The 20,081-nt window shown below is 63.2% G+C and carries 24 protein-coding genes and 1 tRNA gene; 13 read left to right on the forward strand and 12 right to left on the reverse strand.

Annotated features, from left to right (window positions below; genetic code table 11):
* Positions 1-6: 6 nt before the first annotated feature.
* Positions 7-2,625: an EAL domain-containing protein gene (locus RLDS_RS47360; RefSeq protein ID WP_031298730.1), complete on the reverse strand. Its 2,619-nt coding sequence runs from the start codon at positions 2,623-2,625 to the stop codon at positions 7-9.
* 84 nt (positions 2,626-2,709) lie between these two features.
* The gene (dnaN, locus tag RLDS_RS47365) at positions 2,710-3,822 is read right to left on the reverse strand and encodes a DNA polymerase III subunit beta (RefSeq protein WP_021227474.1); all 1,113 of its coding nucleotides are present in this window, start codon (positions 3,820-3,822) and stop codon (positions 2,710-2,712) included.
* 183 nt (positions 3,823-4,005) lie between these two features.
* Between dnaN and RLDS_RS47370 the strand changes: the two genes are divergently transcribed.
* From RLDS_RS47370 to RLDS_RS47380, 3 genes are all read left to right on the forward strand, one after another.
* Positions 4,006-4,506: a hypothetical protein gene (locus RLDS_RS47370; RefSeq protein ID WP_031298731.1), complete on the forward strand. Its 501-nt coding sequence runs from the start codon at positions 4,006-4,008 to the stop codon at positions 4,504-4,506.
* A 47-nt stretch (positions 4,507-4,553) separates the two neighbouring features.
* Positions 4,554-5,816 (forward strand): 23S rRNA (adenine(2503)-C(2))-methyltransferase RlmN, encoded by a 1,263-nt coding sequence (rlmN, locus tag RLDS_RS47375; protein ID WP_031298732.1) that lies wholly within the window; start codon positions 4,554-4,556, stop codon positions 5,814-5,816.
* A gap of 84 nt (positions 5,817-5,900) precedes the next feature.
* On the forward strand, positions 5,901-6,323 hold the full coding sequence (locus tag RLDS_RS47380) for a hypothetical protein (protein WP_031298733.1): 423 nt from the start codon (positions 5,901-5,903) through the stop codon (positions 6,321-6,323).
* A gap of 54 nt (positions 6,324-6,377) precedes the next feature.
* Here RLDS_RS47380 and RLDS_RS47385 read toward each other — a convergent pair whose 3' ends face one another.
* A complete protein-coding gene (locus RLDS_RS47385; RefSeq protein ID WP_021227478.1) occupies positions 6,378-6,887 on the reverse strand; it encodes an outer membrane protein in 510 nt (169 codons plus the stop codon).
* 303 nt (positions 6,888-7,190) lie between these two features.
* Here RLDS_RS47385 and RLDS_RS47390 point away from each other — a divergent pair, with 303 nt between their 5' ends.
* From RLDS_RS47390 to RLDS_RS47420, 7 genes are all read left to right on the forward strand, one after another.
* The gene (locus RLDS_RS47390; RefSeq protein WP_021227479.1) at positions 7,191-7,919 is read left to right on the forward strand and encodes a cytochrome b/b6 domain-containing protein; all 729 of its coding nucleotides are present in this window, start codon (positions 7,191-7,193) and stop codon (positions 7,917-7,919) included.
* Complete coding sequence (locus RLDS_RS47395) at positions 7,916-8,662, forward strand: molybdopterin-dependent oxidoreductase (RefSeq protein ID WP_021227480.1); 747 nt, start codon at positions 7,916-7,918, stop codon at positions 8,660-8,662. The genes RLDS_RS47390 and RLDS_RS47395 overlap by 4 nt, the downstream gene beginning before the upstream one ends.
* 31 nt (positions 8,663-8,693) lie before the next feature.
* Entirely contained in the window at positions 8,694-9,935 is a 1,242-nt protein-coding gene (locus RLDS_RS47400) for a class I SAM-dependent methyltransferase (protein ID WP_021227481.1), read from the forward strand.
* 99 nt (positions 9,936-10,034) lie between these two features.
* Complete coding sequence (locus RLDS_RS47405; RefSeq protein ID WP_021227482.1) at positions 10,035-10,343, forward strand: hypothetical protein; 309 nt, start codon at positions 10,035-10,037, stop codon at positions 10,341-10,343.
* Positions 10,344-10,408: 65 nt separating this feature from the next.
* Positions 10,409-10,831: a DUF350 domain-containing protein gene (locus tag RLDS_RS47410; protein WP_021227483.1), complete on the forward strand. Its 423-nt coding sequence runs from the start codon at positions 10,409-10,411 to the stop codon at positions 10,829-10,831.
* 6 nt (positions 10,832-10,837) lie between these two features.
* Positions 10,838-11,677 carry a S1 family peptidase gene (locus RLDS_RS47415; RefSeq protein ID WP_021227484.1) on the forward strand — a complete coding sequence of 280 codons (840 nt, stop codon included), beginning with the start codon at positions 10,838-10,840 and terminating at the stop codon, positions 11,675-11,677.
* A 53-nt stretch (positions 11,678-11,730) separates the two neighbouring features.
* The gene (locus RLDS_RS47420; RefSeq protein ID WP_021227485.1) at positions 11,731-12,009 is read left to right on the forward strand and encodes a DUF3297 family protein; all 279 of its coding nucleotides are present in this window, start codon (positions 11,731-11,733) and stop codon (positions 12,007-12,009) included.
* 36 nt (positions 12,010-12,045) lie between these two features.
* Here the strand turns inward: RLDS_RS47420 and RLDS_RS47425 are convergent, their stop codons facing one another.
* The 4 genes from RLDS_RS47425 to RLDS_RS47440 form a co-directional block, all read right to left on the reverse strand.
* Positions 12,046-12,762: a CHAP domain-containing protein gene (locus RLDS_RS47425; RefSeq protein ID WP_021227486.1), complete on the reverse strand. Its 717-nt coding sequence runs from the start codon at positions 12,760-12,762 to the stop codon at positions 12,046-12,048.
* Between the two features lie 77 nt (positions 12,763-12,839).
* Positions 12,840-13,370, reverse strand: a complete 531-nt coding sequence (locus RLDS_RS47430; protein ID WP_021227487.1) for a CHAP domain-containing protein — start codon at positions 13,368-13,370, stop codon at positions 12,840-12,842.
* Positions 13,371-13,480: 110 nt separating this feature from the next.
* Positions 13,481-14,554 (reverse strand): DNA replication/repair protein RecF, encoded by a 1,074-nt coding sequence (gene recF / locus RLDS_RS47435; RefSeq protein ID WP_021227488.1) that lies wholly within the window; start codon positions 14,552-14,554, stop codon positions 13,481-13,483.
* A gap of 45 nt (positions 14,555-14,599) precedes the next feature.
* A complete protein-coding gene (locus tag RLDS_RS47440; RefSeq protein WP_031298737.1) occupies positions 14,600-15,115 on the reverse strand; it encodes a hypothetical protein in 516 nt (171 codons plus the stop codon).
* An 89-nt stretch (positions 15,116-15,204) separates the two neighbouring features.
* On the opposite strand from RLDS_RS47440, the gene RLDS_RS47445 reads away from it, so the two are divergent.
* On the forward strand, positions 15,205-15,585 hold the full coding sequence (locus RLDS_RS47445; RefSeq protein ID WP_031298738.1) for a VOC family protein: 381 nt from the start codon (positions 15,205-15,207) through the stop codon (positions 15,583-15,585).
* A 30-nt stretch (positions 15,586-15,615) separates the two neighbouring features.
* Positions 15,616-16,149: a peroxiredoxin gene (locus tag RLDS_RS47450; RefSeq protein ID WP_021227491.1), complete on the forward strand. Its 534-nt coding sequence runs from the start codon at positions 15,616-15,618 to the stop codon at positions 16,147-16,149.
* Between the two features lie 14 nt (positions 16,150-16,163).
* On the opposite strand, the gene RLDS_RS56360 is transcribed toward RLDS_RS47450, so the two are convergent.
* Entirely contained in the window at positions 16,164-16,925 is a 762-nt protein-coding gene (locus RLDS_RS56360; RefSeq protein ID WP_021227492.1) for a ZIP family metal transporter, read from the reverse strand.
* Between the two features lie 83 nt (positions 16,926-17,008).
* A complete protein-coding gene (locus tag RLDS_RS47460; protein ID WP_031298739.1) occupies positions 17,009-17,395 on the reverse strand; it encodes a gamma-glutamylcyclotransferase family protein in 387 nt (128 codons plus the stop codon).
* A gap of 351 nt (positions 17,396-17,746) precedes the next feature.
* Between RLDS_RS47460 and RLDS_RS47465 the strand changes: the two genes are divergently transcribed.
* Positions 17,747-17,932, forward strand: a complete 186-nt coding sequence (locus tag RLDS_RS47465; RefSeq protein ID WP_031298741.1) for a PspC domain-containing protein — start codon at positions 17,747-17,749, stop codon at positions 17,930-17,932.
* Between the two features lie 320 nt (positions 17,933-18,252).
* On the opposite strand, the gene RLDS_RS47470 is transcribed toward RLDS_RS47465, so the two are convergent.
* From RLDS_RS47470 to RLDS_RS47480, 3 genes are all read right to left on the reverse strand, one after another.
* Complete coding sequence (locus tag RLDS_RS47470) at positions 18,253-18,993, reverse strand: DUF72 domain-containing protein (protein WP_021227496.1); 741 nt, start codon at positions 18,991-18,993, stop codon at positions 18,253-18,255.
* A gap of 97 nt (positions 18,994-19,090) precedes the next feature.
* Positions 19,091-19,753, reverse strand: coding sequence for a peptidylprolyl isomerase (locus RLDS_RS47475; protein WP_031298742.1), 663 nt, complete (start codon positions 19,751-19,753; stop codon positions 19,091-19,093).
* 172 nt (positions 19,754-19,925) lie between these two features.
* Positions 19,926-20,000: transfer RNA gene (locus RLDS_RS47480), tRNA-Glu, on the reverse strand.
* Positions 20,001-20,081 lie beyond the last annotated feature (81 nt).

Here is a 20,081-nt window from a genome sequence, read left to right on the forward strand (position 1 = left end):
GGGACCTCAGGAGGCCAGCGCGCGCGGCTGGGCCCGAAGGGATGCGAGATCGATCGAACGATCGAAAACGACGCCCATCCGGTCATCCTTGGACCAGCGCGCGGTCGCCTGCACCACCAGCCGGTCGGACAGTTCGACCGAGAAACTCGTGCCGACGGGCACATTCCATAGCCCTTCGATCAGCGCGCCCGTCTCGGAAATATTGCGCACCCGGCCGGTGTAGCTGTGCCCGTCATGATGCACCGCAACCGTCCGCAACATCGTCTTGCGCTCGGGTCGACTGGACCGATAGCCCTTGGGCACAGCCGCGGTGGTAACGCCGCCGCGGTGGGCGATCAGCACATCCTCCATCGGCATCGGCCGTCCATAGATATAGCCCTGAATATGGCTGCATCCCAATTGCCGGATCAGCGCCAGCTCGTCCTGTGTTTCCGCGCCTTCGGCCGTTGTGTCCATGTCCAATGCTTCGGCCAGGCTGACAATCGCCTTGATGATGGCGCTGTTGCGGCTGCCCTTGATCGCGGCGCCGCGCACGAAACTCTGGTCGATCTTGATCTTGTCGAACGGCGCTTTCTTGAGATAGCCGAGTGATGAATAGCCGGTGCCGAAGTCATCAAGCGCCAGCCGCACGCCCAGGGATTTCAGCCGCGCAAACATCGAGTCGGTGTCCGAATCGTCGTTCAGGAACACGCTTTCGGTAATTTCCAGCTCCAACCGCTCCGGCGTGAGTTGCGCGGCCGCCAGCGCATTCATCACGGTCGAGGGGAAGCCGGGATTGGCGAATTGCGTGGGAGAGACATTCACCGCGACGCGAATGCCCTCTGGCCATTGCGCCGCATCCAGACACGCGGTGCGCAGCACCCATTCGCCGAGCGGCCCGATCAGCCCGGTATCCTCGGCGATCGGGATGAACAAAGCAGGCGAAATCGGCCCGCGGGTCTGATGGTTCCAGCGCAGCAGCGCTTCATAGCCCGTAATCTGTTCGGTGCGTGACGACACGACCGGCTGATAGACCAGGTGCAACCCATCGGCAGCCAGCGCGTGGCGCAGATCCTCCTCCAGCTTGCGCCGGTCTTCGGCATCGGCGTGCATTTCGGGCGCATAAAAGCGGTGCACCCCACGCCCGTCGCCCTTGGCGGCGTACAGCGCCAGGTCCGCATTGCGGATCAGCGCTTCGGCCGTCACGCCATCCTGGGGGGACATCGACACGCCGATCGACACGCCGATGACCACCGATGTCCCTTCGATATTATAGGGTTCGGCCACCGTCGCGATGATCGCCTTGGCCAGAAGTTCCAGGCTGCTTTTGTCATGGTGACGCGGCAACAATATCTTGAACTCGTCGCCGCCCTGTCGCCCGACCAGCCCCTTGTCCCCCACCACGCGCTGCAAACGCTGGCTGACCTGGCGCAACAGCGCATCGCCAGCCGGATGGCCCAACGAGTCGTTGACGCTCTTGAACCGGTCAAGGTCCAGCATCATCAGCGTGCATTCGCCCGGTCGGCCATGGCGTGCCGCCACCGCCTGCTCTAGCGAACGGAGCATCTGGATGCGGTTGGCAAGGCCGGTCAGCGAATCATATTGCGCCAGTCGCGTCACTTCTGCCTGGCTGCGGCGCATTTCGGTAAGGTCGGTACCCGACCCACGAAAACCGTGGAACTGGCCATATTCGTTGAACACCGGCTGGCCGGAAATCGACCACCAGCGCTCTTCCTTCGACAGGGCCGCACAAACGGGGATTTCGGAAAAGCCAGTGCGGGCCGACAGGTGAAAGCCGAGCGTGCGCTCGCCATCGCCGGCCTGCCGGTCGCCTGGACGCAATATGTCGGTGAAGGCCCGCCCGATGAGGCTGCCGCACGGCAATTTCAGCGTTTCGCACAGCGTATCGGAAATATAAGTCAGGTTTCCCTGCCGGTCGGTTTCCCAGAACCAGCCACGCCCGCTGCGCTCATGTCCCTGCAACAGCCGGTCCGATCGCTGGGCGCGCAAATCCTGGCGATGCATCGCCATGGCGCGATCGCGATCGACCGAGGCCTGCCTGACGGTGGCGACCGCCATGACCAGCAAACCGCTGGACAACAGGCCGATCGGGATCAGCCCGGCGCTGCCGATAAGGGCCGCCACCAGCACGCCAAGAAAATAGCTCATACCCAGCAGACGTCGGTCGCCGACGATACAGGCCACCAGCAAGGCCACCACCAGTTCGGAAAGAGCGGTCAACAGCGGCGAGGCGGTTTGAGTCCATCCCAGCGCGCCGGCGATCCAGGCGCTGTAGCTCAGCCCGGACAGAAACAGCATGGGCAACATGGCCCAGGTCTGGATATGGGGTCGCAAGCGGCGGAACCGGTCCTTGCGCGGCACTATCATCAATGCGCCGTCGACCAGGAACATCAGCCCCAACAACAAAAATTGCGACCAGTCCTGCGGGCGAAAGACGAGCAGGCCCAGCATCAGCATCACGCAGATTTTGGACAGCAAAATCAGCGGCCACAGCCGCGCGATGTGGAGGAAACTGCCACAGATCCAGGTCGCCGCGACATCGGTGCCGCTTCGCGTCAGGCCAAGCGCCATCAACAAAGTCGCAGGCCGTGACAACTCTGGGGAAGACGCGCGTTTCAGAGACATGCCTCTCTTCTACGCGCGATCTATTGACAGAGACTTACTTTCAAACAGTAATCCAGGAAGCGAGAGACTATGCCGCCCCTGCCATCACACCCGCATCGGCATCAGAACATATAGCGCCGGACTGGCGTCATTTTCCCGGATCAGCGTCGGCGCAGCCGCATCGGCCAGATGCAGTTCGACAAGGTCGCTGTCGATCTGCCCCAATATGTCGAGCAGATAGCGGGCGTTGAACCCGATATCGAAGCCTTCGCCCTGAAATGCGCCGGGGACTTCCTCGGCCGCCGTGCCATTTTCGGGACTGGTGACCGACAGGGTGATACGGTCCTTGTCCAGGCTCATCTTGACCGCGCGCGTCTTTTCCGTGGCGATCGTCGCGACGCGATCGACGCCATCTTCGAAACTGCGCGGGTCGATCTTGAGCAGCTTGTCATTACCGGTCGGAATGACGCGGCTGTAATCGGGGAAAGTGCCGTCGATCAGCTTGCTGGTCAGGATCGCGCTGCCCAGCCCAAAGCGGATCTTGCTCGCCGACAGGCTGATCTGCACCGATCCCTCCACTTCATCGAGCAGCTTGCGCAATTCGCCGATGCATTTGCGCGGCACGATGATGCCGGGCATGCCATCGGCGCCATCGGGGCGCGGCACGGTTACGCGGGCCAGACGGTGGCCGTCGGTCGCGGCGGCCTTCAGCACCGGCTGCCCCTCATCCGACACATGGAAATAAATGCCGTTCAGATAATAGCGCGTTTCCTCGGTCGAAATCGCGAAGCGCGTCTTGTCGATGATCTGCTTCAGCGTCTCAGCGGGCAATTCGAACTGCGTAGGAAGGTCGCCCTCCGCAATCACCGGAAAATCGTCGCGCGGCAGCGTCGACAGGTTGAAGCGCGCGCGGCCCGCCTGGATCAGCATCTTGCCGTCGGCCGCCTGCAACGACACTTGGCTGCCTTCGGGCAGTTTGCGGGCGATGTCGAACAAGGTGTGGGCGGAAATGGTCGTCGCGCCGGGCTGTTCCACCTGGGCGGAAATGCTTTCCACCACCTGAAGGTCAAGGTCGGTCGCCATCAGCTTGATCGCGCCGTCGGCCGATGCCTCGATCAGCACGTTGGACAGGATCGGAATGGTATTGCGCCGCTCGACCACCGACTGGACGTGGCTCAGGCTCTTGAGGAGCGTTGCGCGTTCGATGGTGGCCTTCATGTCCCTGTTCTGTCCGTTCTTTTTAAGCCGAGAGCCGGGGGTTCGGTCGAATCCCGGCGACACTGATGGATGCTTCTTCATAACCGCTGTTGCCGTCCCTGCAAGCGCGGCATCGCCCTTTCGTTACGCCTGCCGATTGCCCTGGGGGTTGCAAATGGGATCATGCTGGGCTTTGCCATGGCGATGCGCCGCCCCCTCGCCTGCCTGATCCCGCTGCTGCTCGTCGCGTCGCCCGCCATCGCGCGCGATTCGCTGGGCATTTTCGAAAGTTGGGGCGCGTTTCGCGATCCTGTCGCAGGGCAATCGGCGCCGCGCTGCTATGCCATTGCCCAGCCTCAGGTCCGGCGCGGCCGCACGCCGCAGGGCTTTGCGTCGGTTGGCACCTGGCCCCGCGCGCATGTGCGCGGGCAGGTTCATATCCGCCTCAGCCGCGCCCGCTCCCCCGATGCGCCGGTTCGCCTCAGCGTCGGAGAACGTCGCTTCACCCTGGTGGCGGGACAGGTCGACGCCTGGGCCCCGGACGCGCGGACCGACGCCCAGATCATCGCCGCCATGCGTTCGGCGACCAGCATGAGCGTGTCCAGTGTCGGCGCGGACGGCCGCGCCTTTGCCGACAGCTACGCCCTACGCGGCGCGGCCACCGCGATCGACGCCGCCGCCCTGGGCTGCGCACGCCTGCGCTAGGCGTCTGCGCCTTACATTTGCCCGAAAATTGGGCTATGGGCGCGACCATGCAGACATCCGCCAGCCCCCTGATGCCGATTCCCGGCGCTATCGATCCTGTGCCCGTGCCGCGTGCGGTGACGCCGCGAGAGGATGGGCGCGTCGACCTCATGGGCCTGTCTCGCGCGCAGATCAAAAGCGTGTTCGAGGAAGCCGGGTTGGACGCCAAGGCGGCCAAGCTGCGCTCCAAGCAGATTTTCCACTGGCTCTATCATCGCGGCGAAACCGATTTCGATGCGATGACCGACCTTGCCAAACCCATGCGCGGCTGGATGGCGGAGCGCTTCGTCGTGGGCCGCCCGCAAGTGGTCGAGGCGCAGGTGTCGAGCGACGGCACGCGCAAATGGCTGCTGCGCTCGGACGATGGGCAGGATTATGAGATGGTCTTCATCCCCGACGCGGATCGCGGCACGCTCTGCGTGTCCAGTCAGGTCGGCTGCACCTTGAACTGTTCCTTCTGCCACACCGGCACGATGCGGCTGGTGCGCAACCTGACGCCGGGCGAGATCGTCGGCCAGGTCATGCTGGCGCGCGACGCGCTGGGCGAATGGCCCAAGGGCAGCATGGCATCGGCCAATGACGACGAGGAAAGCGACGAGGCGTCGCACTATACGTCGGACGGGCGGATGCTGACCAATATCGTGATGATGGGCATGGGCGAACCGCTCTATAATTTCGACCATGTCCGCGATGCGCTCAAGGTCGTGATGGATGGCGATGGCCTTGCCCTCAGCAAGCGGCGCATCACCCTGTCGACCAGCGGCGTCATCCCGATGATGGCGCGCGCTGGTGAGGAAATCGGCGTCAACCTTGCCGTTTCGCTGCATGGCGTGACCAAGGATGTGCGTGACGAACTGGTGCCGCTCAACCGCAAATTCGGGATCGAGGAGTTGCTCGCCGCCTGCGCCGCCTATCCCGGCGCGAACAATGCCCGCCGCATCACTTTTGAATATGTGATGATCAAGGACAAGAATGACAGCGACGCGGACGCCCGCGAACTGGTGCGGCTGCTGCGGCACTATAAGCTGCCGGCGAAGGTCAACCTGATCCCCTTCAATCCCTGGCCAGGCACGGATTATGAATGTTCCACGCCCGAACGGATCAGGCGCTTTTCCGACATCGTCTTCGAAGGTGGCATCAGCGCGCCCGTCCGCACCCCGCGCGGGCGCGACATCATGGCGGCGTGCGGCCAGTTGAAAAGCGCCAGCGAAAAGAAGAGCAAGGCGGAGATGCGGCGCTTGGCCGAGGAGAAGCAAGCCGCGCTGGGGTGATACGCGGCTGGCAGGCCTTACCCTCAGGCGCGAGACAGAACCCCGCCTGAGAAGGCGGGGTTTTCATTTTTTGGGGGACCGATGATGACGGACGGCGAGATTGACAACTTGGCCGATGGCTTCCTGGCCTGCACCCTGCCCAAGGAGCGCTGGACCCATGAGGCACATTTCGCGACCGCGCTCTGGCTGATTCTGACCTGCCCGGACGTGCATCCCGAGCGGGAGATGCCGGGCATGATCCGCCGCTACAATGAAAGCGTCGGCGGGGTGAACAGCGACATGAGCGGCTATCATGAGACAATCACTCAGGCGTCGCTCCACATGGCGCGACGGCTGCTCGCCGGGCTGCCCGGTGATGCGACGCCCGCGACCGCGCTGGCCGCGCTGATGGCATCGCCGCTGCGCGACAGAGACTGGCTCTTTGCCTACTGGTTGCGCGACCGAGTGATGTCAGTGGCGGCGCGGCGGGAATGGGTTTCACCCGATCTCATGCCGCTGCCAGCATAGGCAAAGGGCGGCCCGAACGGACCGCCCTTCCCTCATTCCGGCTTTCCCGGAGGATCAGAAGCGGTAGCCGACGCCAACCATGGCAGCATCGCGTCCACCGACATTCTGTTCATACTCGGTGCGCTGATATTCGGCCGAGATATAGGTGTTCGGCGTCGCGGCGAATTCCAGGCCGCCGCCATAGCGCACGCCTTCCAGGCCAGCGCCGTCGCCATCGAATTCGAAGCGGGTCGAGGCATAGCCGACCTTGCCGAAGGCGAGGACGCGCGGGGTGACGACATAGCCGGCGCGCAGCGACGCGGCGATGTCGCGGCTGACGTCGAGGCCGCTGTCATCGACCGTGGTGTCGCCCAGGCTCACTTCCACGCCGCCCGTGATGCGGGGGGCAAGCGCGAGATCGTAGCCGGCGGTCACGCCGTAAGCGAAGCCATCTTCGCCGCCGATCTTGTCATAGCCCATGGTGACGCCGGCGCGCGGCCCAGTGAAGGGCGCAGCGTCCTGAGCGAAGGCAGGCGCAGAAACGGCGGTGGCAGCAGCAATCGCTGCGAAAATCACAGTCTTCATAAAGTCCTCATTTTTATTCTGGTCGCCGTGACTTAGATATTCATCCGGCGTTCAGGTTCGATGCAAAGAGATCATGGCATTTTACCTATGGTCACTCCTGCTTCTATTCTCTCCATCTAAAGAGAGAATGGAGCGCGTTGTGCATCATCATCGCGCAGGGCCCATCTAGGATCGCAGAAATCAGTTGCAAAGAGGGTCTGAATTTATTTCAATCAATTTCAGGCCTTGTGTTGCAAAACGGTGACATCTCTCCGGACCCAGCCCTGTGCGACCCCTGTCGACCTGTCATGAAAGTGCGCTAGCATGACCGCCATGAATGTGATGCCAGACAGCGCCGACCCAATCGTCAAGCGCCACCGCCTGTCCACCCGCCTGTGGCACTGGCTAAACGCACTGCTGCTTTACATCCTGTTCACCAGCGGCCTTGGCATCTTCAATGCTCACCCGCGCCTCTATTGGGGGGCTTATGGCGCGAATTTCGATCCGGCCTGGCTGGAGCTGGACCGGTTCGGCAGCTGGTGGACATTGCCGGCCACCTATAATCTGGCGCTGTCACGCCATTGGCATCTGACGGCCGCGCCGATCTTTGCCTTTGCCCTGCTCGCCTATATGCTCTGGAGCGTGGTCAACCGGCATGTCGGCCGCGACCTTGCCTTTCGCCGCGACGAGCTGGCCCCGCGCCATATCTGGCAGGACGTCAAGGATCATGCCCGTTTGCGCTTCCCCACGGGGGCTGCGGCGCTGCGCTACAATGTCCTGCAAAAGGCCAGCTATATCGGCGTCATCTTCATCGCCCTGCCGCTCATCATCCTGACCGGCCTCACCATGTCGCCTGGTATGAACGCGGCCTGGCCCTGGCTCGCGGAGCTGTTTGGCGGACGGCAATCGGCACGCTCGATCCATTTCATAGCCGCCTTCGCGCTGGTCGCTTTCTTCCTGGTCCATATCCTGATGGTCCTCTTGGCTGGACCGGTGAACGAAGTGCGATCCATGATCACCGGACGCTACAAGGTGCCGGAGGAACGCCCATGATCATCGCCCGCCGCGCGCTGCTGCTGGGCGCGACCGCCGCGCTCACCGGCTGCGATCGCCTTGCCCGGAACGAAACTGTCCGAAACGCGCTTTTTTCAGCCGAGAATTTCCACAAATGGGCGCAGCGCAGCCTGATGGCGCGCGATGCTCTGGCGCAGGAATTCCGGCCCGACCAGATTTCGCCCGTCTTTCGCGCCAATGGCACGGCCAATCCTAACACGCCCGATTACAAGGCGATCTGGCGTACGGGCTTTACCGACTGGCGATTGCGCGTCGTTGGCAAGGTTTCCCGACCGCTGTCGCTTTCACTGTCGCACCTGCGCACCCTGCCCCATCGCGAACAAATTACCCGCCACGATTGCGTGGAAGGGTGGAGCGCGATCGGCAAATGGCGCGGCGTGCCGCTGCGCACGATCCTGGATGCGGCCGGCCTGCGACAGGATGCGCGCTATATCGTCTTTCATTGCGCCGACGATCTGGGGGGCGGCCGGCCCTATTATGAAAGCATCGACCTCAACGACGCCTTTCATCCCCAGACCATCCTTGCCTTCGCACTCAACGACCAACCGCTTTCGGTCGCCAATGGCGCGCCGCTGCGCCTGCGGGTCGAGCGGCAATTGGGCTATAAGCAGGCGAAATATCTGATGCGGATCGAGGCGGTCGAGAGCATCGCCCAGATCGGTCGGGGCAAGGGCGGCTTCTGGGAAGACTATGCCGGCTATGACTGGTATGCGGGCATTTGACGCCTGCGTAACGACGTGACAGTGGAGCCATATGAAGATATTCGAGCGCGTTCTCAAACGGTTGGTCACGCGCGGCCAACTGACGGTCCATTATGCCAAGGGCGGCAGCTTCACCGCGGGGCGGCCCGATCCCGATTTCCCCGACCTGGCGCTACGCTTTCACGACAGCCGTGTCCCCTTCGACATCGTCAAAGATCCGCGCCTTGGCATGGCCGAGGCCTGGATCGACGGCCGCGTGGGTATAGAAGGCGGCGGCATCATGGAATTCATCTCCATGATCCGCGCCAATAACCCCTGGGAAGCCGGGCGATCCATCGACGCGAAAAGCCGCCTTTCCCGCAGCTTCAAAACGGTGCGGCAGAAATTGTGGCGGGCCAATCACAAATCGCGGTCAAAGGCGAATGTCGCCCATCATTATGACCTGTCGGGCGCGCTTTACGCGCTGTTTCTAGACCGCGACCGGCAATATAGCTGCGCCTATTTCCCCGATGCGGACAATGATGCCGGCATCAGTCTGGAACAGGCGCAGGAAGACAAGAAAGCACATATCGCCGCCAAGCTTCTTCTGAAGCCCGGCATGAAAGTGCTGGACATCGGGTGCGGCTGGGGCGGCATGGCCCTGTATCTGCATCGCACCTGCGGCGTCGACGTGACGGGCATCACCCTGTCGGAAGAACAGCTCAAGGTCGCGCGCCAGCGGGCGCGGGACGCCGGTGTCGCCGATCATGTCCGCTTCGAACTGATCGATTATCGTGACATGACCGGTCCGTTCGACCGCATCGTGTCGGTCGGCATGTTCGAGCATGTCGGCACCGCCCATTTCCGCACTTTCTATAACAAGTGCCGGGATCTGCTGGCGCAGGACGGCGTCATGCTGATCCACACGATCGGCCGGGTCGACGGCCCCGGCATCACCGACGCCTTCACCCAGAAATATATCTTTCCCGGCGGTTACATTCCCGCTTTGTCGGAGATGATTCAGGGCAGCGAAGGCACACGGCTGATGGTGACGGACGTGGAGGTGCTGCGCCTGCATTATGGTCTGACCATCCGCGAATGGTATAAACGCACCATGGCGCACAAGGCGGAGATCGTCGCGCTGTATGACGAGCGGTTCTTTCGCCTGTGGACCTTCTATCTGGCGGGTGCGGCGACCGTCTTCGAACATGGCGGCATGGTGAATTATCAGGTTCAATATGTGCGCGACCGCCGCGCACTGCCGATCACACGCGATTATATGCAGGAGGACGAAAGCGCCCTGCGCGGACGCTGAACCTGCGCTGACAGCGTCATTCCCGCCCGGTTCAGTCGCCCTCGTCCACTGTCCCTCGCATGGCCCGCCCCGACAGGCGGTTCGTGAGAGGAGAGACATATGACCCTGATCTGGAAAGCGGCGGCGGCGCTGAGCCTGGCCGTCGCTGGCCTCGGTGCGGCGGCGACGCCGGCGCAGGCCCAATACTATCATGCCGGCTGGCGCGACGGACGCGATCATCGATGGGATAATCGGCGCTGGGACAACCGCCGCTGGAATGATCGCCGGCATTGGCGCGGCGACCGGCGCGACTGGCGGCGGCATGGCGGCTATTACCGGTCCCATTACCGCTATCGCCCGCGCTGCTGGACGGAATGGCGCTATGACCGCTGGCGGCATCGTGACGTGCGGGTGCGCATCTGTCGTTGATGCAATGAGGCTGGGCCGCAACCTGTCCGGTTGATCGATCGGGCAGGTTGCGGCATGGCTGGGGGATGAGCGACCCCATGCCCGTCATCCAGAGCCTGCTCGCGGGCCTGCCGATCCTGTTGCTGCATCTGGGCAGCGCGACACTGGTATGGCTGGCCGCGCTTACGCTCTATCTTTGGATCACACCGCACGACGAATTTGCCCTGATCCGTGCGGGCAATGAAGCTGCCGCCATCTCGCTGGGCGGCGCGGCTATCGGTTTGGCCGTGCCACTGGGCTTTTGCCTGGCCGGGTCGGTCAATGTCTGGGATGTGGTCATCTGGGGCAGCGTGACGCTGGTGCTGCAACTGATCGCGTTTCGTCTGGTCGATTTCCTGATCGGCACCCTGTCCGCCCGGATCGAGGCGAACGAGCGATCGGCGGCGATCTTTCTGGCCATGATGAAGGCGGCCGTCGCCTGCCTGACCGCTGCGGCGGTGGCGGGCTAAGGGCGCATGGCGCGCAAGCAGGGCTGCGGCTGCCTGCCCTTCGTGCTGGGCGCATTGCTTCTGGCTGTCGCCTGGGGCACGCAGGATGCCGTCATCCCGCCGCTACAGGTCGAACAATTCGATCCGCGCAGCCCGCGCCGGCCCATGCCGCAATGGGGCGATGAGCAATTCGTGATCGAGGATCGCCCCGGCGGGCCGGCTGATTCGATGGGCACCGCTTTTGCCGTCGATCGGGATGGCGCATGGCTGACCGCCGAGCATGTCACCCATGGCTGCACCCGCGTCGGGCTGGAGGATGGCCGCTTCGCCCGGCCGGTCGCGCGGGTGCTGGAAAGCCGGGAGGGGGACGCGGCCATGGTGCAGGCCAACCTCGCCAGTCCGGACGCACTGCCGCTGGCCGATCATGTGCCGCAGCCAGGGACGCCGGGCTATCATATGGGCTTCCCAGCCGGTGCGCCTACGCTGGTCGTGTCGGAACTGATCGGATCGGCCAGCGCGCGACGCGGCCGGAGCGAAGATACGCAACCCATCCTTGCCTGGGCGGAACGCGCCCGCCTGCCCGCCGGCGATGGCACGCTGTCGGGCATCAGCGGCGGTCCCGTCCTGTCCGAAGACGGCCATGTCATCGGGGTCAACAGCGCCGCCACCGATCGGCGCGGCCGGATATTGACGACAGCGCCCGATGCCGTCGTCCGGCTCGCCGTCGCCAGCCGGATGATCGACGAACGGCCCGTCGCCTATCCGATCGAAAATATCGCCGACGCCAGCCGCCGCTTCGTCGCCTGGCTGGATCAGGGGGTGATCCGTCGCATCTTCTGCAATGTCGACGCGCCGCCGGGCGGTTGACGAGCGCGTTGGCCAGGCGCTAGGCGCTGCGCAACTTTGCAAGGATTTCCATCATGAGCGACACGCCCCCCGACCATCTGTCCACCAATCCCAAAAGCCCCCATTTCGACATGGATGTGCTCCAGCGCGGCATCGGCATCCGCTTCAAGGGCCGGGAGCGCAAGGATGTGGAAGAATATTGCATATCGGAAGGCTGGATCCGCGTGGCCGCCGGCAAGACCCGCGACCGCCATGGCAACCCGCTGACGATCAAGCTGAATGGCGAGGTTGAGGCCTGGTTCGAAAATCCGGCCGAGGGCGCTGCCGACGACAAGGCGCCGGACGGCGAATAAAAGCAAGGGGCGCCGCTATGGGTGCCCCTTTCGCTATCAGTTCAGCATCGTTTCACGCTTCACGTCCGCGATGATGGCGCTCAGGCTCCGCTCCACCGGCGCATTGTCGGCAAAGTGCAGGATCGCCGGATCGGTGCGCAGATGCGGCGCGCGGCCGCGCCGTTCCGGCTTGGCTTCGACCGTCGCCTGCGCGGTTCGCACCGGGCGGACGGAGGCGCCCTCGCGATTCCAACGGTCCATGTCCATCCTGGCGAAGCGGATGCTCGCGCCCAGCGCAGGGTCGGGCGTGAAGTCATGCAGCTTCGCTTTGGCCGGATAGATGAAGCCGAAGGTCGGATTGGTGCGCGCGCCCATTTGCCCGGTCGGGCTGTGCCATACCCGCACCTGGCTCCAGTCGCCCTGGTCCGACACGTCGATCGCCAGCACATCCTCCTCGATCGCGCCGGGCACCGACCAATTGGCATGGCGAATGAGAATACGACGATCGTCGAGCACGCGGCTCACCACCGCGACATGCCCCAGCGCCATTGGCCCGAACGCCCGGAACGCCAGCACCGCGCCCTTTTTCGGCGCGTGGCCGCGCTTGAACCGACCATCGGCCTGGTCCCACCAGTTGAGCGCATCGCCATAAAGGTCGACGCCCGACACGGTGCGCGCATAAGGCACGCATTGCAGCACCGACGCGCCCCAAGCCTGCGCGCCCGTCATCCCGGACAGCATCAGCGCCGCTGCCCAGACCAGATTTCGAATCATTTGCGATCCTGAAACGTCTAGAATCGCCCCACCGGGATCGACCCTATGCGTCAGTCGGTTGGCAAAAGGTTAAAGGATCAGAAAGCAGAGCGGACCGCAGCGCCGCCGTCCATATCGGCCGATGCAATCTGCACCGGCTGGTCGATCTTGGCAGGCGCATCGGCATAAATGAAGCCACGCGCCGGGTTCGACCGCGTCCCAAGCCCGCCGATCGGACCATACCAGACGCGCACGTCAGTCCAGTCATTATTGGGCGACACGTCCACGGCGCGGACGTCGCGTTCGATGCCGCCACGATAGGACCAGTTGGCGTGGGTCAGCAGCACTTCACGATCGCTGACCACCTTGCTGACCATCGCCACATGGCCGACCGGCATCGAACGGCTGGACGAGAAGGCCAGCACCGCGCCGACACGCGGTTCATGCCCGCGATCGTAGTGGCCTTCCGCCTGTCCCCACCAGGTGTTGGCATTGCCATGAATGTCGATGCCGGAAATCTGCCTGGCGAAGGGCGCGCATTGCAGCGTGCCGGCGACGGCGGGAACGGAAGCCAATGTCGAAAGCGCAAGAATAGACGCCGCGAAAAACGCGCGAAAACCAGCCAACATGCGATTGCGACCCCGACTTTTTTTGGTAAGGCTTGAACCCCGATGGCCGCTTTAGGGCAGACCACGCGCGGCTTGAAAAGTCGCTGGCGACGAATCGTTTTGTCGATGCGTTATGTTGTGGAACGAAAGATGTGGCCGGCGGTTACAGACAGCCGCGTTGCCGCGCTCAAGTCGCTGAACAGGCTCGGCTCCGTGCCCGTCATCCATATCTGCCCCCCCGTGTCCGCCAGCCGGTCAAACAGAGCAGCGCGGCGGAGAGGATCGAGATGCGCCGCCACTTCATCCAGCAAAAGCACCGGCGGCTGCCCGCGTTCAGCGGCGACCAGGGCAGCATGGGCGAGCAGGATCGACAGCAGCAGCGCCTTCTGCTCTCCGGTCGAACAAAGCGCCGCCGCCTGCCCCTTCGCCACATGAGTAACCGCAAGGTCCTGGCGATGCGGCCCGGTCAGGCTTCGCCCGGCCGCTGCGTCGCGTCGGCGCTGTCTCCCCAGGCGGATCGCAAGCGGTTCATCGCCTTGTGGTTCGGCTTCCTCGATCTCGATCATGGGCCGGGCGAAAGGCGCATCGGGCTGATGCGCCAATAGCTGATTGAGGCGCGCGACAAGGTCAGCCCGCGCCCCGCCAATGGCCGCCCCATGCTCTTCCATCTGCGTTTCCAGCGCGGAGAGCCAGACCGGATCGGCAGTGCGCAGGTCGCTGAGCAACCGGTTGCGCGCGCGCATGGCGGCATCATAACGCCCGCTGTGCGCGGCATGGCCGGGATGCAGCGCCAGTGTCAGCCGGTCCAGAAAACGCCGCCTCCCGCCCGGACTGTCGAGAAACAGCCGGTCCATCGCCGGGGTCAGCCATACGATCGCCAGATGATCGGCGAGCGCGTTGGCGGACGAGGCGACACCGCCGATCCGCACCTGCCGCCGTTCCGGCGCATTCGCGTTGACGCCGGTTCCCAGCATGACGCCATCGACCTCCGCCGCGATGCCGAAGCCGCCAGGCCCATCCTGCCGCGCCATCGCGCCAAGCGAAGCGCCACGCAGGCCCCGGCCCGGCGCCAGCATCGAAACCGCTTCCAGGATATTGGTCTTGCCCGCGCCATTGTCGCCGGTCAGCAATATGAAAGCATGATTGGGCAGGATCAGCGCATCCGCATGATTGCGGAAGTCGCTCAGGGTCAGGCGGCCGATCATCGCGTCGCTGTAGCGAGGACTGGACCGGGAAGGAAGCGCGCTTCGTCAGCAACGCTTGCGAGTCACCGCCGTCCCGTCATTGACGATGGTCAGTCGCGCGCCATCGGCCGATGGTTTGAGGCTGAGCGTACGCGTCCAGCTTTCGCCCTCGCCGGTGAAGGCGGCCTTCACCTGTATCTCTCCGCCCTCCTGCGCATCGACGGACTGCACCGTGCCGACACTTTCGTGAAAAATGAGCTGGTCCGGCTTGATCGTCAGTTCCAGGGCATCGGATCGGTCGTCACACCGCGCCTGCATGCCCGTCCACCGTCCTTGGAGGCTCTCAGGGATCATGCCGGCCGGCGACGCTGGCGGCTTGGACGTTTCACTGGTGGGGACAGGCTCTGCCGGCACGATCGCGTTTGCAGGCGGTGCGGGTTCGTCCGTGTCGGGCAGCGCCTTCTCCATGATGTTGGTGACGACATTGGGCTGCGCTGCGTCATTGCCACTTTGCTGCCCGCAGCCGCCCAGCAGGATCATCGATGTCAGGATGAGCGGCATGAAGGGCGATGGCAGGCGCATGGACGAAACAACCCGGCCCCCATCGCCTTGTTCCCGCATCGATCGCCGCATGGTAGGGAGATTGCGCCTTCGCGTACGGAGTCGGTGCGATGCCAGTTCTGGGAATGGGCGGATTTTTCTTTCGCGCGCGCGATCCCGACGCTTTGGGACTTTGGTATCGCACCCATCTCAATGTCGGCGGCGGCTGCGTCGCCATGCTCGATGCGCCGTCGCATGATTGGGCATGGCAGGCTGCGGGTGGACCCTTGATCTTCGCGCCTTTCCCGCAGGACAGCGATTATTTCGCGCCGGACAAGGCGTTCATGCTGAATTTTCGCGTGGCCGATCTCGATTCTCTGCTGGACAGCTTGCGCGCAGCCGAAATCGCGATCATCACCGATCCGCAATGGGATGACCCCGCCGTCGGTCGTTTTGCCCGCATTCACGATCCGGAGGGCAATGCCATCGAATTGTGGGAACCGCCCGCCTGAACCCAAGGTCGCACTGAAAGGAATCTGTCGATGAAGCGCCCGTCCCTGATCCTCGCCGCCACGGCCATGCTGCTCCCCGCCGGACAGGCCATGGCGGCGCTTGCGGTGGGCGCCAAAGCGCCGGACTTCACGACGCGCGGCGCGCTTGCCGGCAAGACTTTTACTCTTACCCTTTCGCATCAGCTCAAGCGCGGGCCGGTGGTGCTCTATTTCTTCCCCAAGGCCTTCACCCCCGGCTGTTCGGCCGAGGCGCGCGAATTTGCCGAGAATATCGACAAGTTCAAGGCGGCGGGCGCCACCGTCATCGGCATGTCGGCCGATCCGGTCGACGATCTCGTGTCCTTTTCGACCAAGGAATGTGCGGGCAAATTCCCGGTTGCGTCGGCCGGATCGACGATAATTTCAGGCTATGATGTGGGCCTCAAGATGCGGCCGGGCATGACCGACCGGACATCCTATGTCATTGCCCCGTCAGGACGGATCGCCTTCGTCCACAGCGAAATGAACTATGCCAATCATGTGAAGAGCACGCTGGAAGCCGTCGAGTCGATGAAGGCCAAATGACGGCGCCCTGGCCTTCACCCCTCCAGCTTGCTGAGGATGAAGGCCAGAAGAAAGCCAGCGACGGCGATGAGGCCGGAAAATTCATGTGCCTCCTCGGTTGCTTCCGGGATCATCGTGTCGACCAGCATCGCCAGGATCGCGCCGGCCGCGACGGCCGTGGTTGCGGCGATAATGTCCGGGCTGGCCCCGGCCATGACGGCATAGCCGATCGCTGCGGCCAGTCCCGACGCCATCGCGATCCCGCCCCAGACGCCGAAGATATAGATCGCGCTGCGGCCCGCTTTCTTCATGCCCGCCGCGCTCGACAGACCTTCGGGCACGTTGGACAAAAATACGGCCGCCACCGTCACCAGGCTGACCCCCGCGCCCTCCAGCAAGCTGACGCCGATCACGACAGGTTCGGGAATACCGTCGAGCAACGCGCCTATGGCAATCGACAGGCCCGATCCTTGCTGCGCCGTCGCCTGGCGGTGATGCGGATTTGATCCGGAACGCTTGCGATGCCTGGCGCCTGCGCGCGACACCAGAGTATTGGCGATCGTATAAACCAGGGCGCCCCCGAAAAAGCCGATCGCGGTCGCGTCAAACCCGCCGCGCCGATAGGCCTCATCCATCAGGTCGAACGCGACCGCAGAAATCAGCACGCCTGACCCTGCCGCCATGATCGCCGCGATCAACCGCTGGGGCAAGTGCACGAAATAGGCGATGCCGGCGCCCACCAGCAGGGCCGATCCGCCGACCAGCCCCCATAGTCCCGCTGCCACGGCTTCGTTCATATGCATTTCCTAAAATGGGCGCCCCGAAGAGGAAAAGCGCCCGAGCTTGGGCCAGTTCCTTTCAAAGCATCGCTGGCCCGGTGTCAGGCAAGAAAATCGCCGCCTTCGATCCGTTGGAATGTCGCGACGTTGCGCGCATATAGATAGGTCCATGCATCGACCATACCCTCCCGCGTGGCAACCGCGATGAGAACGCGGCGAAATTCCCAGGGTTGGGGGAAGGCCGGGCTGCATTCCTCATAATCGTCGAGCCACGCCAGCGTACGGACGGGATCGGAAAGCCTGTAGAGGTCCCCCACGACCTTGGCAGTGCCGCCTGGCACCAAGCCGGGATAATCCGCGATCCGATACAAAACACCGTCAACGCTCGCAGGGCCGACCAGCGTGGCTTCGCGCTCCAGTCGACGCGCGACCATCCCTCCATGGTCGGGTCGCAGCGTTCCATAGACGAATAACCACGCCTCACTCATGACATATCCCTTTGCGAAATTTACCAATCATGAGGATGTTTCACCAATGGTCAGCACTGACGGACTAGACTGACTTTTGCTCACATCCTGAAAACGGCCGATTTCTTGACGAATCTGCATTTGGCACACCCCCTGCAATGCTGTGGGGCATGAAGGCCGGATGATCCGGCCAGCCAATCAGGGAGTTATCATCATGTTCGTTGCCAAGATCCAGAACGCCGCCTTCGCTTTCCTCGGCGCCGTTGTCGTCGCCAGCCTGTTCGTCAGCGCGGCGGTTCCGGTCGCGCCGATCGCCTGATCGCCGCCGCCCCCCTTTTTCGACCCCCCATACATATGCAGAAGGCCAATATCATGAACAGCAATTTCACCCTCGACCGCCGCCATGGCAAGATCATGGGCGTCTGCGCGGGGCTTTCCAATCGCACCGGTCTGGACGTTACGCTGATCCGAGTTGCCTTGGTGCTGCTGACCCTGTGCGCCTTGGGCCCGATCGGTGTCGCCGCCTATCTGCTGGCGGGCTGGCTCGCCGAAGGGTGACGTCGTCCAGTCGCAGCAAATGACCGCATACTAAAAAGGCCGCCCCGATGAGTCGGAGAGCGGCCTTTTTTCAGTCTTGGCACAATGTCCTGAAACTTGCGGCCGAGCCGCTGTCAGGCATAGAGAACCGAATAGAATGTTACCATCTGCACGCCCACAGCGGCGGCGAGCACGGCACCTTGAAAAATCTGACGCATAATTGACTCCATTGTTGCGAAGGACATTCGCCTCCGCATCTGTGAGGAGCCTCTAAGCCCGTCATGTCATTGTAACAATCGCAAAGCCTGACTTTCCGATTGCAACAAACGCAACATAGGCCGTCAGGCGAGCGCCGCGATCATCGCCTGGGCGGCGGCTGGGTTGCGTTCCTTCGCGCCGCTGATGAAAAAGCCATAGACATCGCCCTTCTCGGACAGGTCGACCGCGCGCTTGGCCCAATGGTCGATATCGGTCGGGGCGTAGCCGGTCGGCTCCTGCGTCTGCGTTCGCATCAGCCGCAGATAGGCAAAACCAACATTGTGGCCGGTGAGGGCGGGATAGTCTTCATGATCGGCCAGCACCACCGCCGCCCCGGCTTCCTTGGCCATGTCGAAGAACGCCGGATCTTTGAAACTTTCGTGCCGCACCTCCAGCGCATGGCGAAGGCGGATGCCGTCGACGGCGTCAGGCAGCAGCTCCAGGAACGCGCCGAAATCATCGGGATCGAAACGCTTGGTGGGCATGAATTGCCAGAGGATCGGCCCCAGCCTGTCGCCCAGCTCCGCTATGCCCTGGCCAGTGAATTTGGCGATCGACCCTCCCGCTTCTGCTAAGACTTTGCGGTTCGTGCAGTAGCGGGAGGCCTTCAGGGCAAACTGGAAGCCATCGGGCACCGCCTTCGCCCAGTTTGCAAAGGTGGCCGGTTTCTGGCTGCTATAATAGGTCGCATTCACTTCCGTCGCGGTCAGATGTGCGCCGACATAGGCCAGTTCATCCTTCTGCCGCAGCCCGGCGGGATAGAAGCTACCGCGCCATGGTTCATAGACCCATCCCCCAATCCCTATCCTGACCTGTCCCGTCATGCCGCACCTCCTGCGCAACACAAATGATCGCCCAGACTAGCGGCATCGCGCTTGTTGAAGCGATGATCAAGATCAGGCGCGCATTGCGTTGACCTGTCTATTTCGCAGTCCGTTTCAGCCCCAGCAGCCACGGTTTCGGGGCGCGCGAGGGGGTTGGCCTGCCGTCCAGCCGACGGGCGCGGATGATCCTGATGGGCTTGACGATCATCTGTCCCCGCATCGGCCCGGACCCGCAACAAGTGGGCGCCGCCAGGATAGTCTTCACCACATCCATTCCCGCCACGAGATGGCCAAAGGCGGCATAGCCGATATAGGCGTCGCGCGCATCCATGTTGGGCGTCGCCCCTATTGTGATGAAGAAGTTGCCCGTGGCGGAATTGGGCCGGTTGGGTCGCGCCATCGACACGGTCGCATCCAGATGGCGTATCCCCGTTTCGCTCGTCGGTTCATGCCTGATCGGAGGAAGGGACCGGCGCAAGTCCGTGTCGATGCCACCCTGGATCAATCCCAGCTTTGGCTGGCTTTTGCGCCGCGCGGCCCGATAGAATATCACGCCGTCAAAACGGCCATCATCGACATAGGTCAGGAAATTCGCCGACGTGCGCGGCGCACGCTTCGAATCCGCGGCAATCACGATGGTCCCCACCGATGTCTCGATCGCGACCCGAGTATAGCCGGGTGTCGGTGCGTTGGTGGGAATGGCCAGCGCCAACGATGGCGCGAAGATCAAAAATGCAAAAAACAGTCGTAAAAGCAGCATCATGCCACGTTCTAGGTGCGGTAGTGCCCGAACGCAACGCATGGCCATGCCAGCGCGAAAATGACCTGCGTAACACCCGCCGAAGATGGGGCGATAAGACAGGTGGGAGAAATCTTCCCCTATCAACCAGGGAACCGGCTTCATGAGCCGAAAAAACCACCAAAAATAAAGATGGTGACCCCTACGGGAATCGAACCCGTGTTTCAGCCGTGAAAGGGCCGCGTCCTAACCGCTAGACGAAGGGGCCGTTCAGCAGTGCTGCCGGGCAGCGCTGCGAAGCGAGGGCGCAATTAGGCGGGGACGGAAAAAGGGTCAACCCCTAAACGCC

The organism is Sphingobium lactosutens DS20 (genome assembly GCF_000445105.1).
GTDB lineage: Bacteria > Pseudomonadota > Alphaproteobacteria > Sphingomonadales > Sphingomonadaceae > Sphingobium > Sphingobium lactosutens.

Coding starts and splice junctions, on each gene's coding strand:
- recF (WP_021227488.1), bottom strand. CDS start 14,554: ATGATCGGCCGCCTGACCCTGAGCGACTTCCGCAATCATGCGGATGCG.
- RLDS_RS47405 (WP_021227482.1), top strand. CDS start 10,035: ATGACCCTGATCTGGAAAGCGGCGGCGGCGCTGAGCCTGGCCGTCGCT.
- dnaN (WP_021227474.1), bottom strand. CDS start 3,822: ATGAAGGCCACCATCGAACGCGCAACGCTCCTCAAGAGCCTGAGCCAC.
- RLDS_RS47445 (WP_031298738.1), top strand. CDS start 15,205: ATGCCAGTTCTGGGAATGGGCGGATTTTTCTTTCGCGCGCGCGATCCC.
- RLDS_RS56360 (WP_021227492.1), bottom strand. CDS start 16,925: ATGAACGAAGCCGTGGCAGCGGGACTATGGGGGCTGGTCGGCGGATCG.
- RLDS_RS47400 (WP_021227481.1), top strand. CDS start 8,694: ATGAAGATATTCGAGCGCGTTCTCAAACGGTTGGTCACGCGCGGCCAA.
- RLDS_RS47425 (WP_021227486.1), bottom strand. CDS start 12,762: ATGATTCGAAATCTGGTCTGGGCAGCGGCGCTGATGCTGTCCGGGATG.
- RLDS_RS47465 (WP_031298741.1), top strand. CDS start 17,747: ATGAACAGCAATTTCACCCTCGACCGCCGCCATGGCAAGATCATGGGC.
- RLDS_RS47410 (WP_021227483.1), top strand. CDS start 10,409: ATGAGCGACCCCATGCCCGTCATCCAGAGCCTGCTCGCGGGCCTGCCG.
- RLDS_RS47395 (WP_021227480.1), top strand. CDS start 7,916: ATGATCATCGCCCGCCGCGCGCTGCTGCTGGGCGCGACCGCCGCGCTC.
- RLDS_RS47460 (WP_031298739.1), bottom strand. CDS start 17,395: ATGAGTGAGGCGTGGTTATTCGTCTATGGAACGCTGCGACCCGACCAT.
- RLDS_RS47370 (WP_031298731.1), top strand. CDS start 4,006: ATGCGCCGCCCCCTCGCCTGCCTGATCCCGCTGCTGCTCGTCGCGTCG.
- RLDS_RS47420 (WP_021227485.1), top strand. CDS start 11,731: ATGAGCGACACGCCCCCCGACCATCTGTCCACCAATCCCAAAAGCCCC.
- RLDS_RS47430 (WP_021227487.1), bottom strand. CDS start 13,370: ATGTTGGCTGGTTTTCGCGCGTTTTTCGCGGCGTCTATTCTTGCGCTT.
- RLDS_RS47360 (WP_031298730.1), bottom strand. CDS start 2,625: ATGTCTCTGAAACGCGCGTCTTCCCCAGAGTTGTCACGGCCTGCGACT.
- RLDS_RS47385 (WP_021227478.1), bottom strand. CDS start 6,887: ATGAAGACTGTGATTTTCGCAGCGATTGCTGCTGCCACCGCCGTTTCT.
- RLDS_RS47415 (WP_021227484.1), top strand. CDS start 10,838: ATGGCGCGCAAGCAGGGCTGCGGCTGCCTGCCCTTCGTGCTGGGCGCA.
- RLDS_RS47470 (WP_021227496.1), bottom strand. CDS start 18,993: ATGACGGGACAGGTCAGGATAGGGATTGGGGGATGGGTCTATGAACCA.
- rlmN (WP_031298732.1), top strand. CDS start 4,554: ATGCAGACATCCGCCAGCCCCCTGATGCCGATTCCCGGCGCTATCGAT.
- RLDS_RS47440 (WP_031298737.1), bottom strand. CDS start 15,115: ATGCGCCTGCCATCGCCCTTCATGCCGCTCATCCTGACATCGATGATC.
- RLDS_RS47390 (WP_021227479.1), top strand. CDS start 7,191: ATGACCGCCATGAATGTGATGCCAGACAGCGCCGACCCAATCGTCAAG.
- RLDS_RS47380 (WP_031298733.1), top strand. CDS start 5,901: ATGACGGACGGCGAGATTGACAACTTGGCCGATGGCTTCCTGGCCTGC.
- RLDS_RS47450 (WP_021227491.1), top strand. CDS start 15,616: ATGAAGCGCCCGTCCCTGATCCTCGCCGCCACGGCCATGCTGCTCCCC.
- RLDS_RS47475 (WP_031298742.1), bottom strand. CDS start 19,753: ATGCTGCTTTTACGACTGTTTTTTGCATTTTTGATCTTCGCGCCATCG.